Origin of the sequence: Aminobacter sp. SR38, assembly GCF_014843375.1 — a bacterium.
Lineage (GTDB): Bacteria > Pseudomonadota > Alphaproteobacteria > Rhizobiales > Rhizobiaceae > Aminobacter > Aminobacter ciceronei.
Genome location: NZ_CP062112.1, coordinates 2,335,871 through 2,357,554 on the forward strand (window position 1 = coordinate 2,335,871; position 21,684 = coordinate 2,357,554).

The window sequence follows — 21,684 nt, forward strand, 5'->3', positions numbered from 1 at the left end:
GCTGGCAAAGGCCTCGGCATTAGGTCGCATCCTTGATTAGTTCTCGCACCCGCACCTCCGCAACCAGGCTTGCCAGCCCCTTGCGTGCGCAGCCGGATACCAAGATCGCCGGTGGAAAGATGGACCCGCTCGACCAGAAGATGCACGATGCGGGCCTGCTCGGCTCACGCGCAACGCGAACAGATTGAGCCGAGATATTTGCGACCCCGGTTTGGCGGCGTTCGAAGATGTAGCCTTGGAAGCCCCACTTGGAACACCACACCTTCTAGTGAACGATCACTTGACCTTGAAATGAAGTTGGGTTGCTCCGCTGGTGAAATCGACGACAAGCTTGAAGCTGGACATGACATCCCGCCCGATCAGCACGTCGTGGGGGTCAGCCAAGGATGGAAGCCCCGCCACATCAAGGTCTATCCAGCGATCGATCCCTGGAAGCCACAAGCGAAGGGCGAAAAAACTAGCGGTAAGGGCTTCACGCCCAGCTTCTTGGATGACGCCAAGCCCAATTGGCTTAAGGCCAAGCCGCTCGACGAGCCTGGGGCTGATCCCAGTCCCGGCTGCACCCGTATCGAATTGGGCGAGTGCTGCGATAGCACTGCCAGACGAGTAAGGGACAGCTGCAACCCCGACATGGGCCGTGGGGCCATACTGCATCAGATTGTCGACCCTTTGATTAAAGCCAACGCTGCTCCAGACGGCTCTGTCCTCACCTGTCATGCGACATCCCCCAGCACTGCCCGACATATCAATGTTCCGCACATCAACATACGATTCCTAGGTTGTCGAATGGTCTCGGCGCCGCGTCAGCTGGAGCGGGGCGCAGCAGAACACCGATCCACGCCATCACGAAATGCGAGTATATTTCTACCGCCAACGACATTAACGGCACATCTTGGATCAAACATTCTGATCGACGGCCAGACTAACGCTGGATGGCTTATTGAACAGGTCCAAGAGTCTGCGGGTTAGACGAGACACATGCAATGGAAGGTATCATCCTGATTGCTCTGATCGCGTCCTCAATGGGGGCATTCTTGCAAGTCGCAGTTAGGCGGCCGTCAAGCCGAAGGTTTGCAAGCGCAGCAACAACGACGTGATGATCTGATCGCAAAGTATCGGGTACCAAGAAATCGTCGACAAAATATTGGCTGACCAACCTTGGCAGGGTGCAACTGCGGCACCTACCAAACATAGCCGCAGGCTGCGTTGATTTGCACCGATTGGAGCGAACGCCAAATGCCCATGGGGACTCGCCTGCTGTATCTCTGCTGAGTGGAGGCGGTGGCGTGCTCTTCATCTGGCGCGATTACGCGCAGATGTCTACTGAGCCGCTTTCGGCTTGTCCACGAGTTTCTCAACCAGCTGCCTGAGCTCGGAAGGTGTTGTATGACCGGCGACAACCTCATGATAGCTGATGCCTGCACGTCGTAGCGCTTCCTTCTTAATCGCATCGCGTGCGGCAGCGGTGCCCTGATGATGCGCACCGCCCTGATATTCGACTGCATGCCGAGGCTGGCAGCTCTCGTCCACGAGCAATAGGTCGACCCGTTTCGAGTTGATGCAACTGTAGGCGTCCGCGTCCTTGCAACGTAGAATTTCGCCTAACGACACCTGCGCCATCACCTGCCACCCCGGATTACAGCTGATCACGAAGCGGTCGAGTTCCTTAAAGACGCGCGCTTCGCTCCTGTTGAGGAGTGGTTGAATCGTGAAGTTAGCAGCCATAACAATCCGCAATTGATCAGCAGCATCAGGTTGTTTAGGCGCAACCGGATCAAGCTTCGGCGCCCACGGTCCATTATCAATGTTGCCTCCGCTGCGCTTCTGCTCCCAGCGCCACCGGTTCTTTTCCCGCCATGCTTGCCGTCGCATTCTTGATAGGAAACGCTCGAGGGACATACCAGAAAAGGCGCCGACCAGAAGAACGGCGATCAGCAGATGAGGTTCCTCGACTAGTGCGATAATCTCGGGTGGCATGCAGGTAATCTACCTTTGCCGTGTAGAGGAATTATTAACAGCAGGGTTCCCCTTTGCAACTGACAGTCAAAAAGGGGTCAAAAGGGGAATGCGTCTGCACGAAACGCAGACGATCCTTTGTTGAATGCCGCGACTGGGCGAGCTTCCAGTGCTCGACCAGAGCCCCTTCAGGTCGAAGGAAATTTCCGCCTGGGTCGGAATAGGTTTTCACCAACAGGCGCTCGGCGCGCAAACAAGCAATTTCAAAGATCGATGCAATTCGAAGAAATTCTTTAAATGAGTCTGTCTTGATTGCAGGCACGCGGTCCGCCGATTTGGACCCGATCCGCGAAATCGCCAAGAGTGCCCACGGTGTCCGGGTTGGCGGCTGGCCTCCTCCTTGCTAGCCCGCCAGCGAACTCAGCCGGTGGCGGGACAGATGGCCAAGGACACGAGATTGCGTTCCCGGGGAATTTGGCAGAAGCTGGCCCAAGGATATCTGGGAGGAACCAATGGATATCGCCAGCTTTGCTCGTATCTCTGCCATGCTTGCAATTGGACTGAGCTGCACCGGCGCATCGAAAGCCGATGAGGCTCTCGATGCCGAGGTCAAGCGCGTGCGGCAGGCTCTTGCCAAATACGAAGATCCCTATGTTGCCGTCCGGGACCTCTATCTGTCGACCGTCGGTTGCGTCCATTACGACGGCACGAAGATGGAAGGCCACATGGATTACCCGAAGGGTGCAATGGGGATTCACTTCGTGAACATCACCCTGCAAGGACCGCCGGACCCCTTGAAGCCGAACGTGCTCATCTACGAGCCGCAGGGCGACAAGCTCAAACTCGTCGCGGCAGAGTGGCTGGTGCCGCTTGCGGCAACGAAGGAGCGCCCAAGTATCTTCGGCCAAGCCTTCCAGGGTCCCATGGAAGGCCACGAACCGCTGATACCGCAAGGCTTTCATCACTACGATCTACATGTCTGGCTGTTCAAGGACAATCCGCTCGGGATGTTCAGCCCCACGAACCCGGACGTGTCATGCGACGATGCCCAGTTCTCCCTGATGGAGATGCCAACGAAGCTCGTCCCGGGACCCTGAGCTTCCAAAAGCAAAACGCCCCAGGCGGCTTACCGTCTGGGGCGTTGGCATCGCCATCTTGTTACGCGGCGCGATCTGAATTCATGACCTTCACGTCATGAGCCCGAAGCTGCTTTTCCCACTCCACCGGAAACGGCTTCATCAGCGCCGCCAGCGTGATGTTCGCCGACTGCCTGCCATCCAGGATCGCCTCGACGAGATCAGGCGCGAGCAAGGTCAGGCGCAACACCCTGCTGACATAGGAGGGGTTGATCTTTTCGGCGACAGCGATTTCTTCCACGGTGCCGTAGACGCCGCTTTCCAGGAATTTGCGCCAGCGGAAGCCGCGGGCGATGGCCTTGACCATGGTGTTGTCGATACGGGCACGTGCCGGCACCCATGATGATACACCGTTGGGCACGATCACCTGCTCGCGGCCGCCAGCTTCGAGAAATCCATCAGCGATCGCGACAGATCGGTCGATCTTGTAGACCACCACGACGTCGATGAGCCCATCGCCGATAACGGCGGCGGTGCTGGAGTAGGTTGAAGGCAGCCGCACTGGCGATCTTGGGCTACTATTTGGGCGCTTGCTTTGTTCTATCTTCGCCTCTGGGGACTTTCGACCTTGGGTATCGCCTCGATGGTTTGGTGGCTTCCCGGCGAAATGAGGCGACAACTCAGACCGGCAGCCTCCTTTTTGATCCACGTCAAGAACCATTCACACCGACCGGATAAGGCTCTCATCGTGCCGCGCACTTTATCTTTTTTGGCGCTGCATGTTTCCAGCCCTTGCCCGCGCTGATCTCCATTCAGTGCGGGCTTTTTTTACGAGCGGTTAATAAACCTCACTCATTATCCAGTGGCGACGACACTAACCACTGTGGCCACAACTCAAAGCCCGCCTCGGGCCGCACCGGGGCGGGTACCTGGGAGGCACGATGGATCGTGAACAGGGCGCTCGCCCATGGGCATGGTTTCTCTATGCGTGGGTGATCGTCATTTGCGGGTCGATCGCCGTAATCTGGTGGCCCGGCACGGGCTGAGCGTCGACTGGGATTGTGACCGCCGTCTCACCCAAATTGTCGCGCCATACAAGTCTCTCCCCTTGTCCGCCCCTGAGGATCCCCTCGGGCACCTGCTCTCTTTCCTTGATCCGGTTGGCAAGATGCGCACCATCTGACAGGCGTGGTGCGAATTCCGTAACGGCAGTTCGTTCCCAGATGCTCTGCCAAAGGCCGGCGTTTGAAGTATCCGCCAGAGAGCTTTGCGCCGGCCCCCTCTTTCAGTGCGATCAGAAAAAAGACCGCGCCCCGAGGGAAGCGGTCTTAATACTCGATGCGGCGGGGGTTGAGTGAGGGGATCGCCGGGCTCCGAGTGGGCTCCCGCAGCCGGCAAACGTCAATTCACCCATTCGAGCTACAGGCTAAGCCGCCCGCGCCAGCCGCATCGCCTGATACGTCGCCAAGCAGTGCCGCATCCAGGAGAGGCCAGTGTAAAAGCCGGCCTCTTTTACTTCTATGCGCCAATCCACGCCATCGCATCAGTAATTGCAGACGCTCTTTCACCAGATGGCACCGTCGAGAACGTCGCGCCCCCAAAAGAGTCATGTTTGTGAACTGGCCTATGCGTTCTGCTCCGTCTCGCGGATCCAGAACGCGGTGGATGTGGAGCAGCTGCTGGGGCGCGTGCTGCGGATGCCTACCGCCACGGACAAGTTCTATCCGATTTCGTGGCTCAGATGGCGGCAGAACACTGCTGCTTCTCCCACTCCACCGGAAACGGCTTCATCAGCCCCGCCAGTGTGATATCCGATGGTTGTCTTCCATCCAGGATCGCCTCGACGAGGGCGGGGGCAAGGAGCGTGAGCCGCAACACCCTGCTGACATAGGAGGGGTTGATCTTTTCGGCGGTGGCGATGTCCTCGACGGTGGTGTGGATGCCGGTTTCCAGGAATTTGCGCCAGCGGAAGCCGCGGGCGATGGCTTTGACGATTGTGTTGTCGACACGGGCACGTGGTGGCGCCCACGATGATGCACCGTCGGGCACGATCACCTGCTTGCGCCCGCCACGCTTGGCGAAGATCAGCGGCACATGCACGGTGATGGTGTCGTGTTCGCTGGTGACGGAAGCTGTCATGGTCACGCTGCCTTTCTGCTGTCGTTGTTTTTCCGATCCGGGCCGATCGCACCCAAGTCCGCAACGAGGCTCACCAGCCCTTGCGTGCGCAGCCGGATGGCAAGGCCATTGGTGGCAAGATCCACGCGTTCGACCAGAAGCTGGATGATGCGGGCCTGCTCGGCCGGGAACAACTCGTCCCAGATTGGGTCGAGCCGCTCCAGCGCCTCGCGGACATCCGCTTCGGGCAGACCGTCGATTTCGGGCCGAGCCGCACGCCATGTGCCGACGATGATCTCCGGTGCGCGCAGAAACCCACGCAACTGGTCGATCACGGCCGTCTCGACCTCGGCGGCTGGCACGCGGGCAACCGGACAGGCATCGGCACCGCGTTTCAGGACCGACTGGCTGACATAATAGCGATAAAGCCTGTCGCCCTTTTTCGTGTGCGTCGGCGAAAACGCGGCTCCGTCCGGCCCGAAGATGAGCCCCTTCAACAAGGCTGGTGTCTGCGCCCGTGTATTGCTGGCCCGCTTGCGTGGGCTCTCCTGCAGGATGGCGTGCACCTTGTCCCACAGGACGCGGCTGATGATTGCCTCATGCTCGCCGGGATAGCTTTCGCCCTTGTGCACGGCTTCGCCGACATAGACCCGGTTGTTGAGCAGCTTGTAGAGAAAACCCTTGTCGATCAGCCGACCACGACGTGTGCAAATGCCCTCGGAAGCGAGGCTCCTTGCCAGCACAGTGGCCGAGCCGGTGGTGACAAAACGCTCGAAGATCATCCTGACCGTTGCAGCTTCGGCTTCTTCGATCACGAGCTTGCGGTTGTCGACGCGATAACCGAGCGGCACGAAGCCGCCCATCCACATGCCCCTCATCCGGCTGGCACGGATCTTGTCGCGAATGCGCTCGGCGGTGACCTCGCGCTCGAACTGGGCAAACGACAACAGGATGTTGAGGGTCAGTCGCCCCATCGAGGTGGTGGTGTTGAAAGACTGGGTAACGGACACGAAGGTGACGCCATTGCGGTCAAACACCTCGACCAGCTTGGCAAAGTCCATCAGGGAACGGGACAGCCGGTCGATCTTGTAGACCACGACCACGTCCACGAGACCGTCTTCGATATCGGCCAAAAGCCGCCGCAGCGCCGGACGCTCCAGTGTGCCGCCGGAGATGCCGCCGTCGTCATATTGATCGCGAACCAACACCCAACCCTCGGATCGCTGGCTGGCAATGTAGGCTTCGCAGGCCTCGCGCTGGGCATGCAGCGAGTTGAACTCCTGCTCCAGCCCCTCTTCCGAGGATTTGCGAGTATAAACGGCACACCGCAGCTTGCGGACGACAGGTTGGTTCATGTCCGGCTCCAGTGATTTTTGAGGCCAAAGAAGATCCAGCCGTTCCAGCGCGTGCCAGTGATGGCGCGAGCAACCGAGGACAGGCTCTTGTAGGGCCGCCCTTGCCATTCATAACCATCGCGTATCACTGTGACGGTATGCTCAATGCCCTGCCACTCGCGGATCAATCGCGTGCCGACAATCGGCCTGTCATCTGCGCGGTTGCGGCGCACCACCATGTTGCCGCCATCAAGCTGCTCACCCATGGCTTCGAGCCGCCCGATGGTTGCAGGCTTCAACCCACCATATGCCAGTTCCTGGATGCGATAGGCCAGCCGGCTTTCGAGATAGCGTCGGTTGAACGGGGGCGGCTCGGTATCGAACAGCTCGCGCCACTGCTTCTTCAGTTCCGGCGTCGAGGCCGTCCTCAGCGCGACCAGGCGCGCGGGGATTGGATCGGGATTGATGATCGTCATGCGGGTCTCCGGTGAGTTGGAGTTGCATGACGGCATTGGTCGGGTGACAAGTGAAGGCAACTTTCTCCACTATCTTCAACATGATGGCGATGTTCGCGCTGATGCAGCCGAATGAACCCGAGCGCCAGCAGGCCGCACAGTTCGGCGTGGCGCTCCGGGGCAGACATCCGGTCGGGTGGGAGGGGGTTGGGGCTTCGCATGCATCTCTCCTTTCCGAAGAAATGCCGCTTCCAAACCCCAGACTGGACATTTGTGCGCGAAATTCCGAGCATGTCGCGCTGTTTCAAATGTAATCAATAGACTCTGGGGGGAGTTAAATGGTGCGCGCTCCGAACAAATCCTGTCCTAATCTTTTTCGGCTGTTCGAAGATGCGGAGCCAGAACTGCTTGCAGCGTTTCTCAGCGCCAAGGCTTTTGAGAGGCTGACCTGGCTCGAACCCTATAGGTTCAACCCCGATGATCCAGACGGCCCGTCGACTGCCAGGAACATGCTGCTCAAGGAAAAGAAGGACCGGCTGGGCCCGCTAGAAGCCGAAGCAGCCCGGGTCGTCACAATCGCGAGCGATCGCGGCGAGTATGTCCTCGAAGGTCTCGCCAATACCAAGCTCGAACCCGACCGCGCCAAGGAACTTCTTAACCAGCGGGACAAGCTCGAGCGAAGCCTATGGGCTTTTATTAACGAACACGCCATGTTCGAAGCGGCAGAAAACAGTCTGCATCTGCGTCTATACCGGCGTTATGACAAACATTATCAGACATTCATGGCGGAGCCGTCAGTTGGGGGCGGTCCGGATGCTGGTGGCACATTACTTGATGAGCTACTTGCCGATCTGGGAAAACAGCTTGACCGTGGCGAGGGTTACAGCATCGACAGGTTCGACATTCCCGAGGACGGTGACGAACCTGCAGCCGAAATGTACCTGCTGTTTCATCCCGACCCACCGACAAGTGTTCGGGAGATTGACGATCAGGGCAATCGGTCAAGAATCTATTTTCGTCCGCCCGGGGAAGCGATGATCGTCTTCACTCCGTCAACGGGACGGGTCCATGTTCGTGCAGGCAACAGAAGATTGCGCCACACCATTGCCGAGCGCTTTATCGAAACGGCCCTGCAGCAGACCTACTCCAGCCAGCCGGTCGATTTTCAGGCCTACGACATTTCACAGTTCTTGAAGGGATTCGACCTTCCGCTACCAGATTTCGATGAAGACGCGGTAATCCTGCGCGCGCAGGTTATCCGCGCAGACATTAGTATCGGCGACCTTTCCAATCGGCTTTCGCTCTCCACTACCATCAGCCAGAGCATCTCCGAGCTGATAGAGAGCCAGCCCGGCTTACCCAAGATTTTTGAACGTGCACTGGCTATTCGATTCATTGAAATTGCGGTGCGCTATTGGCGAACCAACCGGGAAAATGAGGAAACCCTCAACTTCACCCTCACTGACCGTAATACCAGCAGCCTGCTCAGCCTCGATGATCCGTTCGAACGCGTCCTCGGGCATCGCTTGCTCAGACACTGGAAGATCCTTCGTGATGGTCGCGCACCGGGCGATGAGGAGAGCATGGCGGTCATGCCCGCCCTGTTGGCCATCTGGGACATCGGAGCTGACAGGGTCACCGGCGCATGGCTCCAGGCTCGTGGTGTCGATCCGGGGTTCCTGATCGAGCTGGGCTTTCTCGTGCCCGCCGGCTGGGAAGGCGACGACCTGATCGACGATGAGGACGAGATCGGCCCGGTCGCAGCAAAAGCGGTCGTCCGGGTCGAAAAGGGAGATGCGGAGGAAGGAGACCATAGGGTGGCCGACCTCAAGGTCACCGAGGGACAGGTGGCGTCTGCCGGCAATCCGGATCGCTACATGGTCTATCGGGTGCGCGACGGCTGGGTCGCGCAACACTTGAAGACACGTCTCGAACAAGCGCTCGATGCGCCGGCGATCGAGCAACTGACCGATCATCTCCTCTACCTCGGAACGCTCGATGTCGATGGCGGGAATGTCCCGATCTACCTCGCGCGCGGTCTCGACCGGGAGAAGGTCCGGTCGGCCGTCGATACAGAGCTTCGGGCGCGCCACAACCTCGGTATCGGGCTTGTCCTACAGGCCGGCAACGCTCCCGGACCGTGTCTGGCGGCCAACGTTCTGACGCCGCTTGCCGAGCAGATCGACACCAAGCAAGCCGAAATCGCGTTGGTCGCGGACAAGCTCCGGTCAGTGTTCCGACGGCACCGGATATTGGCCCGCGGTGGCCAGGCGGTCGAACTGACGCGGTCCGGTGAAAACTTCGCCACCCTCTCCGTTCCGGGGAAAGGCAGCATCGACATCAAGGGGGAGAATCGCATCGCGATCATCCAGCGACTGGTCGATGCCCACAACAATGGCCCGATGCCAATGGCGACCAGAGATCTTGTCAAGGACATCGCCGAAGACCAATCCCTGTCGAACATCTTCAAGCAGCCGCTCTGGGACAAGCTGAAGGCCAACTTCCTAAGAAGTCTCGGCCCGAAAGGGCCCTGGGAGATCGCCGTCTGACAGCCGGCTCCGATCCGGCTCCGATTGGGGGGTCTGACTAGCTCCGATTCCTCGGGCCAATGGAAGTGCTCCATCTATTAGAGGAGCACTTCCATGCCGACTCCCTTCCCCTCACGCCAGGCTGCCATGATGAGTTGGTCCGGCGCCGCGAAGACCAAGCCCACCACCCACAATTCGGAATGGCGCTGCACGCGCTGTGACAAGCTGCTCGGGGTCTGCCGAGACGGCCGCATGCATCTGCGCTTTGCACGCGGGCACGAGTACTTCGTCGGCTTTCCCGTCGTGGCGACCTGCCGCGGCTGCGGCACGCTGAACCAGGCAATCTCCCCCGCACGCTAAAGCCCGCATCCACCACTCCTCTGAAATCGCAGAGACGCGCGACGTCCTGACCTGGCCACGAGAAGGCGCCGGACGCCTGGCCGCAAGGCAGGCGTCCGATGTCTTTCGCGTGGCACGAGATCCACGACCACCTCATGCAATCCTCTTGCACCCTCGGCTTCCAGCGCGACTTCGATGCGATCCGGCGCGGCAGCAACCCGGTCGCACGGTACTGCGACACGACGGCATTGCTGGATGCGCTGCATCGCGGCAGCGATGCGCCCGATCAGAAAAACCAGTTGCTGATCGGGCTTGTCGAGATTGCGAAGTCCGACAACTCGGCTCGCGACTGCGCGCTGACCGTGATGCTGCTGGCGCTCTGGCCAGGTCTCGACGCCATCCGGCGCCGGTCGATCTGGCGCAAACTCGGGGCTCGCGACGAAATCGTGTCTGACATCTTGGCGCGGACCACCGAGACCATCCGCGGTCTCGACCTGGACCGCGTCAACAGGATCGCCGCCACCGTTCTGCGGAATGTCGAACGCGACATGATCCGTGCCCGCCAACGTGAGACTGCCCGTCAGAGCATGGTCAGCGACACCGACCCGGACCAAATCGCCGGCGATCACGATCCACACGACCCGGCGCTCACCTATGAGCGGCTGCACGTCGACATGAGCCGACTGATCGGTGCCGATGCGGCGCTCGTGATCCGCGTGGCGGTCGAGGGTTTCTCGCAAGCTCAGGTTGGCGTCGAACTCGGCCTGTCCGAAGCCGCGACCCGCAAGCGCTACCAGCGCGCCACGCGAAAGCTGCGCGACGCCCTTCCCGGATTTCTCTGAGCACAAAGTGTCCCGATCAAGAACGCGTGGTGGCTTTTCCCTTCAGAAAACACCGCGCGATCTGTGCCAACGGAGATTCTCCCACATGACCCACCCCCCCGAAATCCTCTCCGAAGACCTCAAGCGCATCCCCGGCCTGTTTCGGCGCTGGGAGCTGCCGGAGGTCCTTGCAGCATGCCGCTGCTACCGCATCGAAAATGCTGGCCTCCATTCCGACGGAACGCCGTTGCTCGCGCTCTACACCATCGCCGGCGCCGCTGACGACACGGCTTTGAGCCAGCGTGAGACGGTTTTGAAAACTGCGGAGTAACAATCAAGATGAGCAAGACCCTTTACCACTCCACCGCCGCGATGCTGCTGACCGAGGCGCCATTCTGCGCCTGGATCGGCCAGTCAGCGCCCGGCAACCTCGTCGAATATCACCGTGGCTTTCTGGCGATCGACACTATGCCGGCCTGCAGCCTTCTGGCCGAGGCCGATCGCAAGGAACTCGTGCGCCTCGCTCGCCGCGCATATTGGGCCGCCGAGAAGGGCCTCGTGCATCTGGTCCAGCGGCGGCTCGGTCAGGACCGCTTTGCCTATCTGGCGATCGCCCAGGCACGCCCGAAGCAGTTGCAGGCAACGCTGCTCACCCTGCTGGCCCAAGCCCCTGAACCAGGCGCGCTCGCCAACCCCAATCTATCGCTTCGCCGTTTCCATCGCTGAAAGGAACCTCATATGTTTTCTACCAACAAGCTGACCGCCCTGCGCAAATCTCACTATCCCCTGCAGTATCTGCCCGGTACCATTTTCGTGCTGGCCGCCGACCGGCTGGCAAGCTCGGTGCGTCCGATCGACAAGGCGACGCTCGACGAGGTGGCCTTCGCCATCATCAAGGCCGAGCAGGCCTACAACGCTGCCGGCGACCGCGTGTTTGCCCTGCGCAAGCTTTACAACCTTGCCCGCGAGGCGGGCGGCGTCGGCGCCGCCTGTGCGGTCGATGCCGCCGCAAAAGCCAAGGGTATTCGCTGATCATGGCCTTGCCGATCGACATCGTTCTGGCCAAGCACCTGTGCTGCGGACGCCGCGCCTCTGGGGTAGCACATGCGTGGTGATGTCCTTCTGAGCGCGCACTTCCATCTGTCACTGGGCCTTGCCGTCCTGCCGCTGCATTTGCCGGTCCGGCGAGGCGATCGCCTTGTCTGCTCCTGCGGCAAGATCGATTGTCGTCAGCCCGCCAAGCATCCGATCGGCAAGCTGGTGTCCCGCGGCCTGCTGGATGCGAGCAAGGACAGGGCGACGATCGAGCGCTGGTTTTCCAACACCACGTACAATATCGGTATCGCCACCGGCGCCGTCAGCGGAATCGTCGCGCTCGATATCGATCCACGCCACGATGGCCATGAGACGCTCGCAGCACTCGAGGATCGCCATGGCACCCTTCCCCTCACCTGGCGCTTCCTGACAGGCGGCGGTGGCGAACACATCCTGTTTCGGCATCCAGGTGACAAGATCGCCAACAGCGCTGGTGCGCTCGGGCGCGGCATCGATGTGCGCGGCGACGGTGGCTACATCGTCGCACCGCCCTCGACGCATATTTGCGGGCGGCCCTACGCCATCTCCGTCGACCATCATCCTGACGAAGTGCCATTGGCTGACTTGCCGGAATGGCTGCTCGACCAGTTGATCGGGCGCAAGCATGGTGATGCGGTGGGCAAGCCGGTTCGCCGCAATTGGTGCCGGCATGTTGCAGAGACCCATGCCGAAGGTCAGCGCAATGATGCCGTCGCGCGTCTCGCCGGTCATCTGCTGCGCGCCCGCGTCGATCCGCGTGTCTGCCTGATGCTCATCATCGCCTGGAACCGCCTGCACTGTCTGCCCCCGCTTGACGACGATGAGGTCGTGGTGACCGTTCGCAGCATCGCAGCACGCGAGATCGCCCGCCGGGAGCAGCGTCATGCTGGCTGATCCGCTGGACAGGCTTGCCGCATTGAACCGGCCGGGTGCTGCGGCGAAGGACAAGCCGCATCTGGCGATCGGTTCCGACGTCGAGATCGCGGGCAGGATCCGCGAAGATCTCGAGCGGCAGTCTGGCGAGATCGTCCATGCCGAAGGCGCCTTCTGGCGCTATGACCAAACCAGCTGGCGCCCGATCGCCGATCACGAGCTGCGGCTCGCCGCACACGACTATGACGGTGCCGCGTTCCAAACGCCGTCCGGCGAGCCCTCCTGCGTCAAGCTTTCCAAATCGCGGATCGATTCGATCCTCCACGAAATGACCCCGCTACTGGCCGAACCGGCGTTCTTCGCCGCGGCTCCAGTCGGCATCAACTGCGCCAGCGGCTTCATCCGCTTTGGCGCGGACGGGGTTCCGTCCATGGAGCCGCATCACCGCGATCACCGCTGCCGCCACACTCTGGCCGGACGCTGGGCCCCCGGACCGACCACCGCACCTCCGGCAGGCTCGTTGCTTTCCCGGTTGCTCAGCGGTGTCTTTGCCGGCGATGCCGACGCCGATGACAAGGTGCGGCTGCTCGCTGAAGTCGCGGGCTCGGCCGCTCTTGGCTACGCGACAAAACTGCGCCAGCCGCGGGCCATCATCCTCAAGGGCGAAACCGCCGAGAACGGCAAGAGCCAGATCCTCGACCTCATTCGTAGCATGCTGCCCGCCTCGGCAATCGCATCCGTCACCGCCGGGCGCATGGGTGACGAGCGCCACATCATCGGGCTGCTCGGCAAGCTGCTCAACGCCAGCGATGAGTTGTCATCGTCTTCTGCCATCGCTTCCGACACCTTCAAGGCGATCGTCACCGGCGAGCCGGTGCAGGGCCGCGATGTCTACAAGTCCCGCATCGAGTTCCGGCCGCAGACCCAGCATCTGTTTGCCACCAACACATTGCCGCTGTTCCAGGGTGGCATGGATCGTGGTGTCCAGCGCCGCCTTCTTGTCATCGGCTTCAACCGGGTAATCCCCGCCGACCAGCGCATCAAGGCGATCGGCCAGCGCATCGGCCAGGAAGAGCCGGACCTGTTGCTCGGCTGGGCGGTGGATGGTGCCGCGCGCCTGATCCGCCAGAATGGCTTTACAACACCCCCATCGAGCAAATCCGCCATGAACGACTGGCTGTTCGGCGCCGACCCGGTGCTGGCATGGCTGTGCGAGCGCGTATGCAGCCGCCAGATCGTTGGCCAGAGCCCGCGTGTCGCCACCCGCCATGCTTATGAGCGGTTCCGCGAATGGGCGCTCGCCGAAGGGTTTTCCGATCGCACGCTGCCCTCCATCAACGCCTTCGTCCCGCGCATCACCGCCAATGCCACTGGCATCGAATACCGCCGCTGTCGCGACGGGCGCTTCTTCATCGGCATGGTCTTGACCGGCGGTGGTGATGCCGACCCTTGCGACCGTGACGCAGGGGTGACGCATGAATGACGCCAAGAACCGACCTAACCCCTTGATTGTGTTCGCGTGTCGCACCTACCGGGTAAGACCTTCCCATACACGTGTGCACGTATGGGAAATGGTTGGGGGTCAACTGCGTCACGCAAGCACAATCAAGGACTTAGCCGTCATCCATGCGTCGTCGGTGCGTCACCCCTGCGTCACGCGCTGGTACCACCCGGTTTTTGAATGATCAGGAGACTGCGCATGAGATGGAACCCGAGAGACCATGGCGGTGAGAGCCGCGCGGGCGAGATGGTCAAACGCCAAGACTGGCGCGAGCGCGAAATGATCCGCCAGCTCAGCGAGAAGCTCTACGGCCGGCTTCGTTCCGGCAAGACGACGCCATGAGCGAACTAATCTGGACGCCGAAGCTGGTCGAGACACGCCTTGCCGAGGCAGCATCAGTTCTGCAGCGCCTGCCAGAGGTGCAGGTCAGCGGCTATTTCAACACCTGGCCCGACTATCTCCCCGAGGTCTCCGACCTCGTCGGCCGGGCACCGCGGCAAACATCGCTCCCCCAGCCCTCTCCCACAGCGGTCAGCCGCATGGAGGAAACGCTGACCTGGACCATCTGGCTCGACGCTATCGGCGGCAGGATTGTCTGGATGCGTGCTCACAACGCTCCATGGAAAGCAATCTGCTGGCGTGTCGGCCTGCAGCGTTCGGCCGCCAACGAACGCTGGCTCTATGCGCTCTGCGTCGTGGCCATGAAGCTCAACCGCCAACCGGTGCCGAAGAACCGGTCGCGCCGCTACGTCATCGATCGGATGCGGGACAGCCGCCAGGTTGATTGATTTCTGCCTTTCGATGCTGCTTTGCTCTGACAGAGCTGAAAAGCGGATCAGCTGCTCGTCGCGCGACTTCACTCCACGATCTTCCAATATGAATCCTTGCGGATCACCTTGCCGTCGCGAAACGTATAAAAATCGCAACCGCGAACCTCTGTCTTCTTCCCGTCGCGGCTGGTGCCTGTGAGGGTCCATCTTGAGATGCCAGTATTGGCAGCTGTATCCACGAAATGCTCGTCGTTGCCGTAGTGGACGTCGGGCAAGCCTTCAAAACGTGTTGCCAGCGCCGCTCGAACGCTCGGTTTGCCTTCAAGACGAAAACCCCACGGCTGGGTGCCTCGCGGCATCTCCAAAGTGCAATCGTCAGCAAAGAACGTCATGATGCGATCGAGGTCATGCGCGTTGAAGGCTTCACACAGATCCGTCAGCGTCGTTCGAATGTCCATGCGCCCGTCTCCGTCACGGCGAACAACCGAAATGTTGTTCGGGCGTTGCGACGTCCAGATTGGAGCGCAGGTGCCCGAGGGGACTCGGGGGACGGAACTACCGGGAGACCCATCCAGGCGTCCGCGTCGAGCCGCCCCACCTGCACGGCAATTTTGGCACCAAACAGCAGCGATCACAATCGGGCAGCGAAATGGTCAGACTTTCGAAGGCCAACTGCGGAGAACTGACGCGACAATGAGGCCGGCAAGCCAAGGCCGCAACCTGGCGAAGGATGTCCGCCGGACATTCCGTGACCGGACAAAACCAGCTTGTTTGAGGTAGATTCTGGCCATGCTCGGGAGAGCAGCGCCTGCGACGGACGTGTCCTCGTGGGCGTTGTTGTTTCCCGCACTGTATCGCCGTCACGGGACGCTACGTGCAGAGGCTACAGCCGGACAAGCCTATCCAAGCCGCGCGCACTCCAGCGCAGGTTTGGTAAAAACTGACGTGATTACAGTTACTTACCTGCCATGCTGCAATCCACGAACCCAGACCCTGGTCCATTTTCGAGAGCTTCTTTCATGCAACGGAACGCTGAAGATCATGTCGATGAACCTGTATCGCCCGGCGACCCTCACAGCGGCTCGACGCTTGTGGCGTCGCGTGCTGCTCTCCGACTGGGCTCTCTTCGCCTTGCAGTGGAGTGCCGTCCTGCCGCGGCTCTGATCCCCTACGCCCGCAATGCCCGTACGCACTCCGAAACCCAGGTGGCGCAGATTGCCGCATCGATCCGCGAGTTCGGTTGGACCAACCCGATCCTGGTAGACGGTGACAACGGCATCATCGCCGGTCACGGCCGGCTGCTTGCTGCGCGCAAACTCGGGTTCAGCGAGGTGCCGGTGATTGAGCTCGCCGGCCTGAGCGAGGCGCAGAAGCGGGCCTACATCATTGCCGACAACAAGATGGCACTGAATGCCGGCTGGGACGTCGAACTGCTCGGCCTGGAAATCGGCGAACTGGAGGCCCTTGGCTTCGATGTCGCCCTCACCGGCTTCGACGAGACCGAGCTCGCCGCGCTGAAGAGCCTCGGCACAAGTGGCCTCACCGATCCCGACGCCATCCCGGAAGTGCCGGCACAGTCGACGAGTGTTTTGGGCGATATCTGGCTATTGGGCAAGCATCGGCTCATCTGCGGCGACAGCACCTGCGCCGAGGATGTCGATCGGGTGCTGAATGGCGTCAAACCCCATCTGCTGGTGTCGGATCCCCCCTATGGCGTCAGCTATGACCCGACCTGGCGCGGGCGCTTCGGCGACGGCAACAACCTGGCCAAGGGCAAGGTGCTTAATGATGACCGCGCCGACTGGCGCGAGACCTGGGCGCTGTTTCCGGGCGATGTCGCCTATGTCTGGCATGGCGCGTTGCACGCCGCGGTCGTGGCCGCAAGCCTCGAGGCCAGCGGTTTTATCGTGCGCTCCCAGATCATCTGGGACAAGACCCGGCTGGTGATCGGGCGTGGCGATTATCACTGGCAACACGAGCCCGCCTGGTACGCGGTCAGGAAGGGCTGCAAGGGCCATTGGAGTGGCGATCGCAAGCAGACCACGGTGTGGCAGATCCCGCACCGCAAGTCGGCAACAGGCCACGGCACCCAAAAGCCTGTCGAATGCATGCGCCGACCGATCGAGAACAACTCCTCGCCGGGTCAGGCGGTGTATGAACCGTTCTGCGGCTCCGGAACAACCATCATCGCCGCCGAAATGACCGGGCGTTGTTGCCATGCCATCGAGCTCGATCCTGTCTACGTCGACGTTGCCATCACCCGTTGGCAGGACTTTACCGGCGAGCAAGCGCGGCTGGACAGCGACGGCCGCAGCTTCGCCGAGGTGATGGCCGAACGCAGTGCTGGGGCTCAATGACGTGGCGCCTCCAGGCATGTTCCCGAGCCGGCTGCCGATACCCCCCGGGGGGGGGCGGTCATAATCTCTACAGGGATTGGGCCTGCAGACCGGTCCGCTACTCCGTTCGCACTATCCAGAAATTGGCAAGGGGGTATCTCAGCGTGGATAAATCCAGAACTTCCAAACAAAATGGCGGCTTAGCACCCATGCCGACCGCGGCATCTGCCCCATTCCAGTCGACAAACTCGGGGGTAACTCCGGGGAGGATGCGCCCATGTTCAAGCATCTGGAGGAGCAGCGGAGATTGGACCAGGGGATGCGCGTCAGGCGCCTGCAGCAACGACTGACCAGGAGGCATTGATGCGCGGACGCAAACCGAAACCCACAAAGCTGAGGGTCATCGAGGGTGGCAATGCCGATGGCGCCAGCGATGCCGGCCCAAAGGCGCCCACCTGCCCGGCTCACCTCAACCCAAGTGCCAAGGCCGAATGGAAGCGCCTCGCCCAGCATCTGTTTGCGCGCGGCATTATAGGCGAGGGCGATCGGGCCGCACTAGCCGCCTACTGTCAGGCCTATGGCCGCTGGGTCGAGGCGGAGAGAAAGCTCGCCGAGACCCCGCTGCTGATCAAACTGCCTTCCGGCTACATCCAGCAGAGCCCCTGGCTGGCGATTGCCAACAAGCAACTCGAGATCATGCACAAGTATATGGCCGAGCTCGGCCTGTCGCCGGTGTCGCGCAGCCGCGTCAGCATCAAGCGTACACCTGGTCCAAAGCCATGGGAGTTCGGGCTTCCCGTCTCCCGGCCTGCAGATGCCTATCTGAAGCCGCGGCGATAGGCGCAAAGGGTAGAATGATCAGATCGGCATGCGGCCAGACCTGGGTGCGACCATCCACGGTTCGATCGACACTGGGGCAACCTCCAGGATGCCGACGGAGCGGGCGAAGCACTGCATGGCGTTGCGTGCGCCGTCGAGGTGCAACTGGCCGGCCTGCGCCGCCCGACAGGCGCGAACGGCGGAGTGGTAAATAGGGCCGCGCCGGGTTTCCGGCCAATCGCGCAGAAAAGCGAGCGCGTCTGAAAGGCATTCGATTTCGCGGATGATGCGGAGGCCGTCTCTGACATACAGCGGGCGACCGAGCGCGTCGGACTCCATGGTTTCCTCCGATTTCTTGGGGCTTTTTTGGGCAAGCGCGTGACTTCGTATTCCGTAGCGTCATTGCGGCAAAAGCGTGGCAACGGCGGACCGCTTGGGCAAGGAACGCGGCTGGAGCAGGCTCAATTCTCGGTGCCTTGCTCGACACCAGACAAGCGAACCAGAGCCTTCAGGTTTTGCGCACTATGGATCCGTCAAGTGACAAGGCCGAAAGTGTTAGCTCGTTTGGTCGTCTGTTGGGAGGCCGAGGCGGGGTGTAGCATTGCCACCCATCCAAGGATTGCACCCACGGTCACTCCAGCCAGGGAATGCTGACTGTCCCTCGGAGAGGCGCAGCTATAGTCATGAATTCCCCTGCCGGACAAATGGCGATCTGCGCAGCCTTGATCTGTTGCGCCTCACAAGCTCATGCCACCGAAGTCGACACCGCAATCGTCTTTGCGGTCGATGTCTATGGATCGGTCGATCCCGCCACTGCCTACCTGCAGCGCGAGGGTCATGCCGCAGCAATTTCTTCGCAAGCAGTCCTTGCAGCGATCAATCGCAGCCGCACCGGCTGCATTGCGATCACCTACGTCGAGTGGTCGAGTTACGGCCAGATGCGCTCTGTGATCCCTTGGACCCATATCTGCGGGGCAGACGATGCACATACAGCGGCATCTGCGATCCGCAACGGCGGCAACAAGGGGCTCGGCTGCGAATCCATTTGCCAAACCTCTCTTTCCTTTGCCATCGACGGGAGCGTCACGCTCTTCAGGAGTTACACCGGAAATCCGGCCAACAAGATCATCGACATCTCGGCCAATGGCATCAACAATGATGGATTGCCAGTCGAGCAAAGCCGACTAAGGGCGATAGCAGCGGGGTGCACGATCAACGTGATTGCACTTCCATATGCCATGCCTGGTATTCGGATCGATCTCTCTCAATATTTCGCCGACAACGTCATTGGCGGTCCAAATGCGTTTGTCATGCCCCTTGCCAGTCCGGGCGTCTATGCATCGGCTTTGCGCCAGAAACTGGTAAGGGAGATAAGCGCGGCCGACCCAATCGATGAAGTTCTGTCAAATCCTTCCGACCCATCCTACAGTCCACGCTTATGACCCATCGCTATGAAGTCCAGCAGGAAACTGACGGTCTTTGGCGGATCGTCGACATATTCTCCGGCCTGCCTGTCGAGCGTGACGGGGGGCTGATCGGTCTATTGCTCGACGAGGCCGATGGCCTACTCGACATCCTGGAGAACCTCGACCGCCAGCACAGGCGGGCTTGGGGACTGCCCTGAGGTTCCAACGCCGTTCGGCGTCGTCATCCTCCCGTTGGAACCTGACTTCCTCGACGTTTGCCCACGTTGTGTTGCCACCCTTCAGGCCGCGGGAGTTCGTCAAGAAGGCGGTGATCTCGAAATAGCCGCCAGGCGTGACCTCGAGGATCGCGGATATGCGTTGACGCTGTCCACACCGTTTCATTGTCGAACTTCCCGACGCCGGGGAATCTGGCTCCGTTCTTCGTCATCGACACAACGAGCTGGTTCGTCGACGATGCGCGTCGTCGTGGTGTTGGCCGACAGGGCGAAGTTGCTCGCCCGCGCCCATTTGGCGGGGATTTGTTGGGTGGCCGTGGAGGAAGACCCCTGAGAGACAGGCGCTCGGGTCAATTCCGAGGGCCAACAACGGGGCGGTTGCCGGCTCCGCGGTGGTTCGACGCGACCGCCGCGAGAAGTAGGACCTGATGCTCGGGCTCCTTTGCTTTCAAAGCCAATTCAACCGTCTACAACCCGGACTGGCAAAGGGGCACATGACAACGTATTTGGACGGCTGACGTCAAATTGCTCGCTGAGGAACCAGCGCTTCGTCAGCCATGTTGTTGAAGGACATCGGACCGAGGTAATCCTCAGGAGGCAGGCACTGTATCTTTACGCCAACGATGTCATCCCAACCATTGGTAATGATGTCTTTCGCCTTCTCCTGATCCTTGAGTGATGGGAACAACGGGTCGACATCGTACCCATCGTGGTCGAGATGTCCGAGCCTTTCGCGCCAATCGATTGGGACCGTTCCATTGCGCACGAGGTCTGCAATCCGGATCGGAAAGCAGTGGCCTTTCAGCCAGGCTAGCTGCGCCTCGTCTGAATAGAGATACTCCATCCACAGCTTCGCGGCATTCGGGTGTGGAGCATCGGCGCTGATTGCCTGGACATAGACTGCCGCAACAACACCGGTCTTCGGCCTGATGACTTCGATCTTCGTTGACCCTTTCAGGCGGTCACGGTCACCCAGCGCGAGGTAATCCCAGCGAATGAGGATTGGCGTGCGTCCGTCAGCAAGCGAGTTGGCATCGCCGACGATGGGAACGAAATTGCCCTTCTCACGGAGATCGCCGAAGAACTTCAAACCTTGATCAGCGGCTTCTTCGACGTTGCCTTTCGCCGCCGACAGGCCTGCGGCGAACACGCTCTGGACCGCTTGGTTTGAAGAAATATTGCCGGCGAGGGCAACCGAGTTTCTATATTCCGGCGCAGCCAAATCCGCCCAGTCCCGTGGCATTTTGGTGACTAGATCAGCGTTGACCTCGAACGCAAGGACCCCGTGATAGCCGCCACACCAATACCCTTGCGAATCCTTGGCCGTTTCCGGGATCGTGTCCCACGTTGATGCTTTGTACGGCTGCAATAAGCCCTCCCCCTTTGCCGACGAAGCAAAGGACATGCCAAGATCGACTACATCAGGGGTTCCCGGGACCGTCTTGCCTCGCCGAGTCTTTATCGCCTCAATCTGACGCGCTGAGCTGGCATGGGGCTGGAATTCGTTGATTGTCAGACCGTATTTCGCCTTGAACCTGTCTATCACGACGCCGTATCCGCCCCAGTCGCGCGGCAATGCCATGACGGTAAGCTGCCCTTCTGCCCTGGCGGCCGCAACCATGTCTTCCATCGCGTCGGCGGATGCTAGGGCATCGCAAACCGACACGGCACCCGTTGACAGAACGGCTCCAGCCAGACCGGCTGCCTTGAGCGCGTCGCGACGACTTATCGGTCGCTGACCAGCGGCAGGTTCAACCCTCGTTGTGTGTTCGTCTCTTGATCCATGTTTCATGGTTCGTTTCCTTCATCGACTTGCGTTCGATGCAAGATTCTCCGCGTCGAACCTTCTTGGCATCGATCGCGGTTTTGAAGGTGGGAGCGAGCAGCGGGTTCGCATTGTCCTCTGACCCATTATGGCACGTTGGCGGGCTGCGCGATATGCGCGCGTCCGCTCCTCGGAACTGACGGCCGGAGCGAATTCGCAGCCAGAGAGAGCCGCAATCCAGGCGTTGCGTTTTCGAAGGCCCATTGGCACGATCGCC

26 protein-coding genes are annotated in these 21,684 nt (G+C 60.7%); 16 read left to right on the top strand and 10 right to left on the bottom strand.

Going from position 1 to position 21,684, the window contains the following annotated elements:
• Positions 1–276: 276 nt before the first annotated feature.
• From IG197_RS11455 to IG197_RS11465, 3 genes are all read right to left on the bottom strand, one after another.
• Positions 277–717, bottom strand: a complete 441-nt coding sequence (locus IG197_RS11455; protein WP_192318803.1) for an aspartyl protease family protein — start codon at positions 715–717, stop codon at positions 277–279.
• Positions 718–1,320: 603 nt separating this feature from the next.
• Positions 1,321–1,977, bottom strand: coding sequence for a DUF2726 domain-containing protein (locus tag IG197_RS11460; protein ID WP_192318805.1), 657 nt, complete (start codon positions 1,975–1,977; stop codon positions 1,321–1,323).
• A 34-nt stretch (positions 1,978–2,011) separates the two neighbouring features.
• Positions 2,012–2,278, bottom strand: a complete 267-nt coding sequence (locus IG197_RS11465; protein ID WP_192318808.1) for a hypothetical protein — start codon at positions 2,276–2,278, stop codon at positions 2,012–2,014.
• Between the two features lie 190 nt (positions 2,279–2,468).
• Here IG197_RS11465 and IG197_RS11470 point away from each other — a divergent pair, with 190 nt between their 5' ends.
• Positions 2,469–3,053, top strand: a complete 585-nt coding sequence (locus IG197_RS11470) for a hypothetical protein (RefSeq protein ID WP_192318811.1) — start codon at positions 2,469–2,471, stop codon at positions 3,051–3,053.
• Positions 3,054–3,114: 61 nt separating this feature from the next.
• On the opposite strand, the gene IG197_RS36200 is transcribed toward IG197_RS11470, so the two are convergent.
• The 4 genes from IG197_RS36200 to IG197_RS11490 form a co-directional block, all read right to left on the bottom strand.
• The gene (locus IG197_RS36200; RefSeq protein WP_246765358.1) at positions 3,115–3,594 is read right to left on the bottom strand and encodes a hypothetical protein; all 480 of its coding nucleotides are present in this window, start codon (positions 3,592–3,594) and stop codon (positions 3,115–3,117) included.
• A 1,175-nt stretch (positions 3,595–4,769) separates the two neighbouring features.
• The gene (locus IG197_RS11480; RefSeq protein ID WP_192319691.1) at positions 4,770–5,171 is read right to left on the bottom strand and encodes a hypothetical protein; all 402 of its coding nucleotides are present in this window, start codon (positions 5,169–5,171) and stop codon (positions 4,770–4,772) included.
• Between the two features lie 2 nt (positions 5,172–5,173).
• Positions 5,174–6,505: a recombinase family protein gene (locus IG197_RS11485; RefSeq protein WP_192318814.1), complete on the bottom strand. Its 1,332-nt coding sequence runs from the start codon at positions 6,503–6,505 to the stop codon at positions 5,174–5,176.
• Positions 6,502–6,960 (bottom strand): DUF2924 domain-containing protein, encoded by a 459-nt coding sequence (locus IG197_RS11490; protein ID WP_210346907.1) that lies wholly within the window; start codon positions 6,958–6,960, stop codon positions 6,502–6,504. The genes IG197_RS11485 and IG197_RS11490 overlap by 4 nt, the downstream gene beginning before the upstream one ends.
• A gap of 50 nt (positions 6,961–7,010) precedes the next feature.
• Here IG197_RS11490 and IG197_RS11495 point away from each other — a divergent pair, with 50 nt between their 5' ends.
• The 11 genes from IG197_RS11495 (at position 7,011) to IG197_RS11545 (ending at position 14,863) form a co-directional block, all read left to right on the top strand.
• The gene (locus IG197_RS11495; protein ID WP_192318816.1) at positions 7,011–7,253 is read left to right on the top strand and encodes a hypothetical protein; all 243 of its coding nucleotides are present in this window, start codon (positions 7,011–7,013) and stop codon (positions 7,251–7,253) included.
• A gap of 24 nt (positions 7,254–7,277) precedes the next feature.
• A complete protein-coding gene (locus IG197_RS11500) occupies positions 7,278–9,488 on the top strand; it encodes a hypothetical protein (RefSeq protein ID WP_192318818.1) in 2,211 nt (736 codons plus the stop codon).
• Positions 9,489–9,581: 93 nt separating this feature from the next.
• Positions 9,582–9,827, top strand: coding sequence for a hypothetical protein (locus IG197_RS11505; protein ID WP_192318821.1), 246 nt, complete (start codon positions 9,582–9,584; stop codon positions 9,825–9,827).
• Positions 9,828–9,925: 98 nt separating this feature from the next.
• Positions 9,926–10,648: an RNA polymerase sigma factor gene (locus IG197_RS11510; RefSeq protein ID WP_192318823.1), complete on the top strand. Its 723-nt coding sequence runs from the start codon at positions 9,926–9,928 to the stop codon at positions 10,646–10,648.
• Positions 10,649–10,733: 85 nt separating this feature from the next.
• Positions 10,734–10,958: a hypothetical protein gene (locus tag IG197_RS11515; protein ID WP_192318826.1), complete on the top strand. Its 225-nt coding sequence runs from the start codon at positions 10,734–10,736 to the stop codon at positions 10,956–10,958.
• Positions 10,959–10,966: 8 nt separating this feature from the next.
• A complete protein-coding gene (locus IG197_RS11520; protein ID WP_210346908.1) occupies positions 10,967–11,353 on the top strand; it encodes a hypothetical protein in 387 nt (128 codons plus the stop codon).
• A 12-nt stretch (positions 11,354–11,365) separates the two neighbouring features.
• Positions 11,366–11,659: a hypothetical protein gene (locus IG197_RS11525; protein WP_192318828.1), complete on the top strand. Its 294-nt coding sequence runs from the start codon at positions 11,366–11,368 to the stop codon at positions 11,657–11,659.
• A 72-nt stretch (positions 11,660–11,731) separates the two neighbouring features.
• On the top strand, positions 11,732–12,595 hold the full coding sequence (locus tag IG197_RS11530; RefSeq protein WP_192318829.1) for a bifunctional DNA primase/polymerase: 864 nt from the start codon (positions 11,732–11,734) through the stop codon (positions 12,593–12,595).
• Positions 12,585–14,057: a phage/plasmid primase, P4 family gene (locus IG197_RS11535; protein ID WP_192318831.1), complete on the top strand. Its 1,473-nt coding sequence runs from the start codon at positions 12,585–12,587 to the stop codon at positions 14,055–14,057. Before IG197_RS11530 ends, IG197_RS11535 begins: the two co-directional genes overlap by 11 nt.
• A 216-nt stretch (positions 14,058–14,273) precedes the next feature.
• Positions 14,274–14,417 carry a hypothetical protein gene (locus IG197_RS11540; protein ID WP_192318833.1) on the top strand — a complete coding sequence of 48 codons (144 nt, stop codon included), beginning with the start codon at positions 14,274–14,276 and terminating at the stop codon, positions 14,415–14,417.
• Complete coding sequence (locus IG197_RS11545; protein WP_192318836.1) at positions 14,414–14,863, top strand: DUF6362 family protein; 450 nt, start codon at positions 14,414–14,416, stop codon at positions 14,861–14,863. The genes IG197_RS11540 and IG197_RS11545 overlap by 4 nt, the downstream gene beginning before the upstream one ends.
• Positions 14,864–14,931: 68 nt before the next feature.
• On the opposite strand, the gene IG197_RS11550 is transcribed toward IG197_RS11545, so the two are convergent.
• A complete protein-coding gene (locus IG197_RS11550; protein WP_192318838.1) occupies positions 14,932–15,303 on the bottom strand; it encodes a nuclear transport factor 2 family protein in 372 nt (123 codons plus the stop codon).
• Positions 15,304–15,960: 657 nt separating this feature from the next.
• Here IG197_RS11550 and IG197_RS11555 point away from each other — a divergent pair.
• Together IG197_RS11555 and IG197_RS11560 are read left to right on the top strand one after the other, a co-directional pair.
• Positions 15,961–17,202 (top strand): site-specific DNA-methyltransferase, encoded by a 1,242-nt coding sequence (locus IG197_RS11555; protein WP_246765383.1) that lies wholly within the window; start codon positions 15,961–15,963, stop codon positions 17,200–17,202.
• A gap of 342 nt (positions 17,203–17,544) precedes the next feature.
• Positions 17,545–18,021 (top strand): phage terminase small subunit P27 family, encoded by a 477-nt coding sequence (locus IG197_RS11560; protein WP_192318840.1) that lies wholly within the window; start codon positions 17,545–17,547, stop codon positions 18,019–18,021.
• 18 nt (positions 18,022–18,039) lie between these two features.
• On the opposite strand, the gene IG197_RS11565 is transcribed toward IG197_RS11560, so the two are convergent.
• Complete coding sequence (locus tag IG197_RS11565; protein WP_067961983.1) at positions 18,040–18,339, bottom strand: DUF982 domain-containing protein; 300 nt, start codon at positions 18,337–18,339, stop codon at positions 18,040–18,042.
• A gap of 344 nt (positions 18,340–18,683) precedes the next feature.
• Here IG197_RS11565 and IG197_RS11570 point away from each other — a divergent pair, with 344 nt between their 5' ends.
• Both IG197_RS11570 and IG197_RS11575 read left to right on the top strand, forming a co-directional pair.
• Positions 18,684–19,442: a DUF1194 domain-containing protein gene (locus IG197_RS11570; protein WP_246765359.1), complete on the top strand. Its 759-nt coding sequence runs from the start codon at positions 18,684–18,686 to the stop codon at positions 19,440–19,442.
• Positions 19,439–19,624 (top strand): hypothetical protein, encoded by a 186-nt coding sequence (locus tag IG197_RS11575; RefSeq protein ID WP_192318843.1) that lies wholly within the window; start codon positions 19,439–19,441, stop codon positions 19,622–19,624. Before IG197_RS11570 ends, IG197_RS11575 begins: the two co-directional genes overlap by 4 nt.
• Positions 19,625–20,162: 538 nt before the next feature.
• On the opposite strand, the gene IG197_RS11580 is transcribed toward IG197_RS11575, so the two are convergent.
• Complete coding sequence (locus IG197_RS11580) at positions 20,163–21,371, bottom strand: ABC transporter substrate-binding protein (RefSeq protein WP_371746545.1); 1,209 nt, start codon at positions 21,369–21,371, stop codon at positions 20,163–20,165.
• Positions 21,372–21,684 lie beyond the last annotated feature (313 nt).

Excerpts from the sequence above, each read along its gene's own strand:
- IG197_RS11455 (WP_192318803.1), bottom strand. The coding sequence starts at position 717 with ATGACAGGTGAGGACAGAGCCGTCTGGAGCAGCGTTGGCTTTAATCAA.
- IG197_RS11460 (WP_192318805.1), bottom strand. The coding sequence starts at position 1,977 with ATGCCACCCGAGATTATCGCACTAGTCGAGGAACCTCATCTGCTGATC.
- IG197_RS11470 (WP_192318811.1), top strand. The coding sequence starts at position 2,469 with ATGGATATCGCCAGCTTTGCTCGTATCTCTGCCATGCTTGCAATTGGA.
- IG197_RS11480 (WP_192319691.1), bottom strand. The coding sequence starts at position 5,171 with ATGACAGCTTCCGTCACCAGCGAACACGACACCATCACCGTGCATGTG.
- IG197_RS11485 (WP_192318814.1), bottom strand. The coding sequence starts at position 6,505 with ATGAACCAACCTGTCGTCCGCAAGCTGCGGTGTGCCGTTTATACTCGC.
- IG197_RS11490 (WP_210346907.1), bottom strand. The coding sequence starts at position 6,960 with ATGACGATCATCAATCCCGATCCAATCCCCGCGCGCCTGGTCGCGCTG.
- IG197_RS11500 (WP_192318818.1), top strand. The coding sequence starts at position 7,278 with ATGGTGCGCGCTCCGAACAAATCCTGTCCTAATCTTTTTCGGCTGTTC.
- IG197_RS11505 (WP_192318821.1), top strand. The coding sequence starts at position 9,582 with ATGCCGACTCCCTTCCCCTCACGCCAGGCTGCCATGATGAGTTGGTCC.
- IG197_RS11510 (WP_192318823.1), top strand. The coding sequence starts at position 9,926 with ATGTCTTTCGCGTGGCACGAGATCCACGACCACCTCATGCAATCCTCT.
- IG197_RS11515 (WP_192318826.1), top strand. The coding sequence starts at position 10,734 with ATGACCCACCCCCCCGAAATCCTCTCCGAAGACCTCAAGCGCATCCCC.
- IG197_RS11520 (WP_210346908.1), top strand. The coding sequence starts at position 10,967 with ATGAGCAAGACCCTTTACCACTCCACCGCCGCGATGCTGCTGACCGAG.
- IG197_RS11525 (WP_192318828.1), top strand. The coding sequence starts at position 11,366 with ATGTTTTCTACCAACAAGCTGACCGCCCTGCGCAAATCTCACTATCCC.
- IG197_RS11530 (WP_192318829.1), top strand. The coding sequence starts at position 11,732 with ATGCGTGGTGATGTCCTTCTGAGCGCGCACTTCCATCTGTCACTGGGC.
- IG197_RS11535 (WP_192318831.1), top strand. The coding sequence starts at position 12,585 with ATGCTGGCTGATCCGCTGGACAGGCTTGCCGCATTGAACCGGCCGGGT.
- IG197_RS11540 (WP_192318833.1), top strand. The coding sequence starts at position 14,274 with ATGAGATGGAACCCGAGAGACCATGGCGGTGAGAGCCGCGCGGGCGAG.
- IG197_RS11545 (WP_192318836.1), top strand. The coding sequence starts at position 14,414 with ATGAGCGAACTAATCTGGACGCCGAAGCTGGTCGAGACACGCCTTGCC.
- IG197_RS11550 (WP_192318838.1), bottom strand. The coding sequence starts at position 15,303 with ATGGACATTCGAACGACGCTGACGGATCTGTGTGAAGCCTTCAACGCG.
- IG197_RS11560 (WP_192318840.1), top strand. The coding sequence starts at position 17,545 with ATGCGCGGACGCAAACCGAAACCCACAAAGCTGAGGGTCATCGAGGGT.
- IG197_RS11565 (WP_067961983.1), bottom strand. The coding sequence starts at position 18,339 with ATGGAGTCCGACGCGCTCGGTCGCCCGCTGTATGTCAGAGACGGCCTC.
- IG197_RS11570 (WP_246765359.1), top strand. The coding sequence starts at position 18,684 with ATGAATTCCCCTGCCGGACAAATGGCGATCTGCGCAGCCTTGATCTGT.
- IG197_RS11575 (WP_192318843.1), top strand. The coding sequence starts at position 19,439 with ATGACCCATCGCTATGAAGTCCAGCAGGAAACTGACGGTCTTTGGCGG.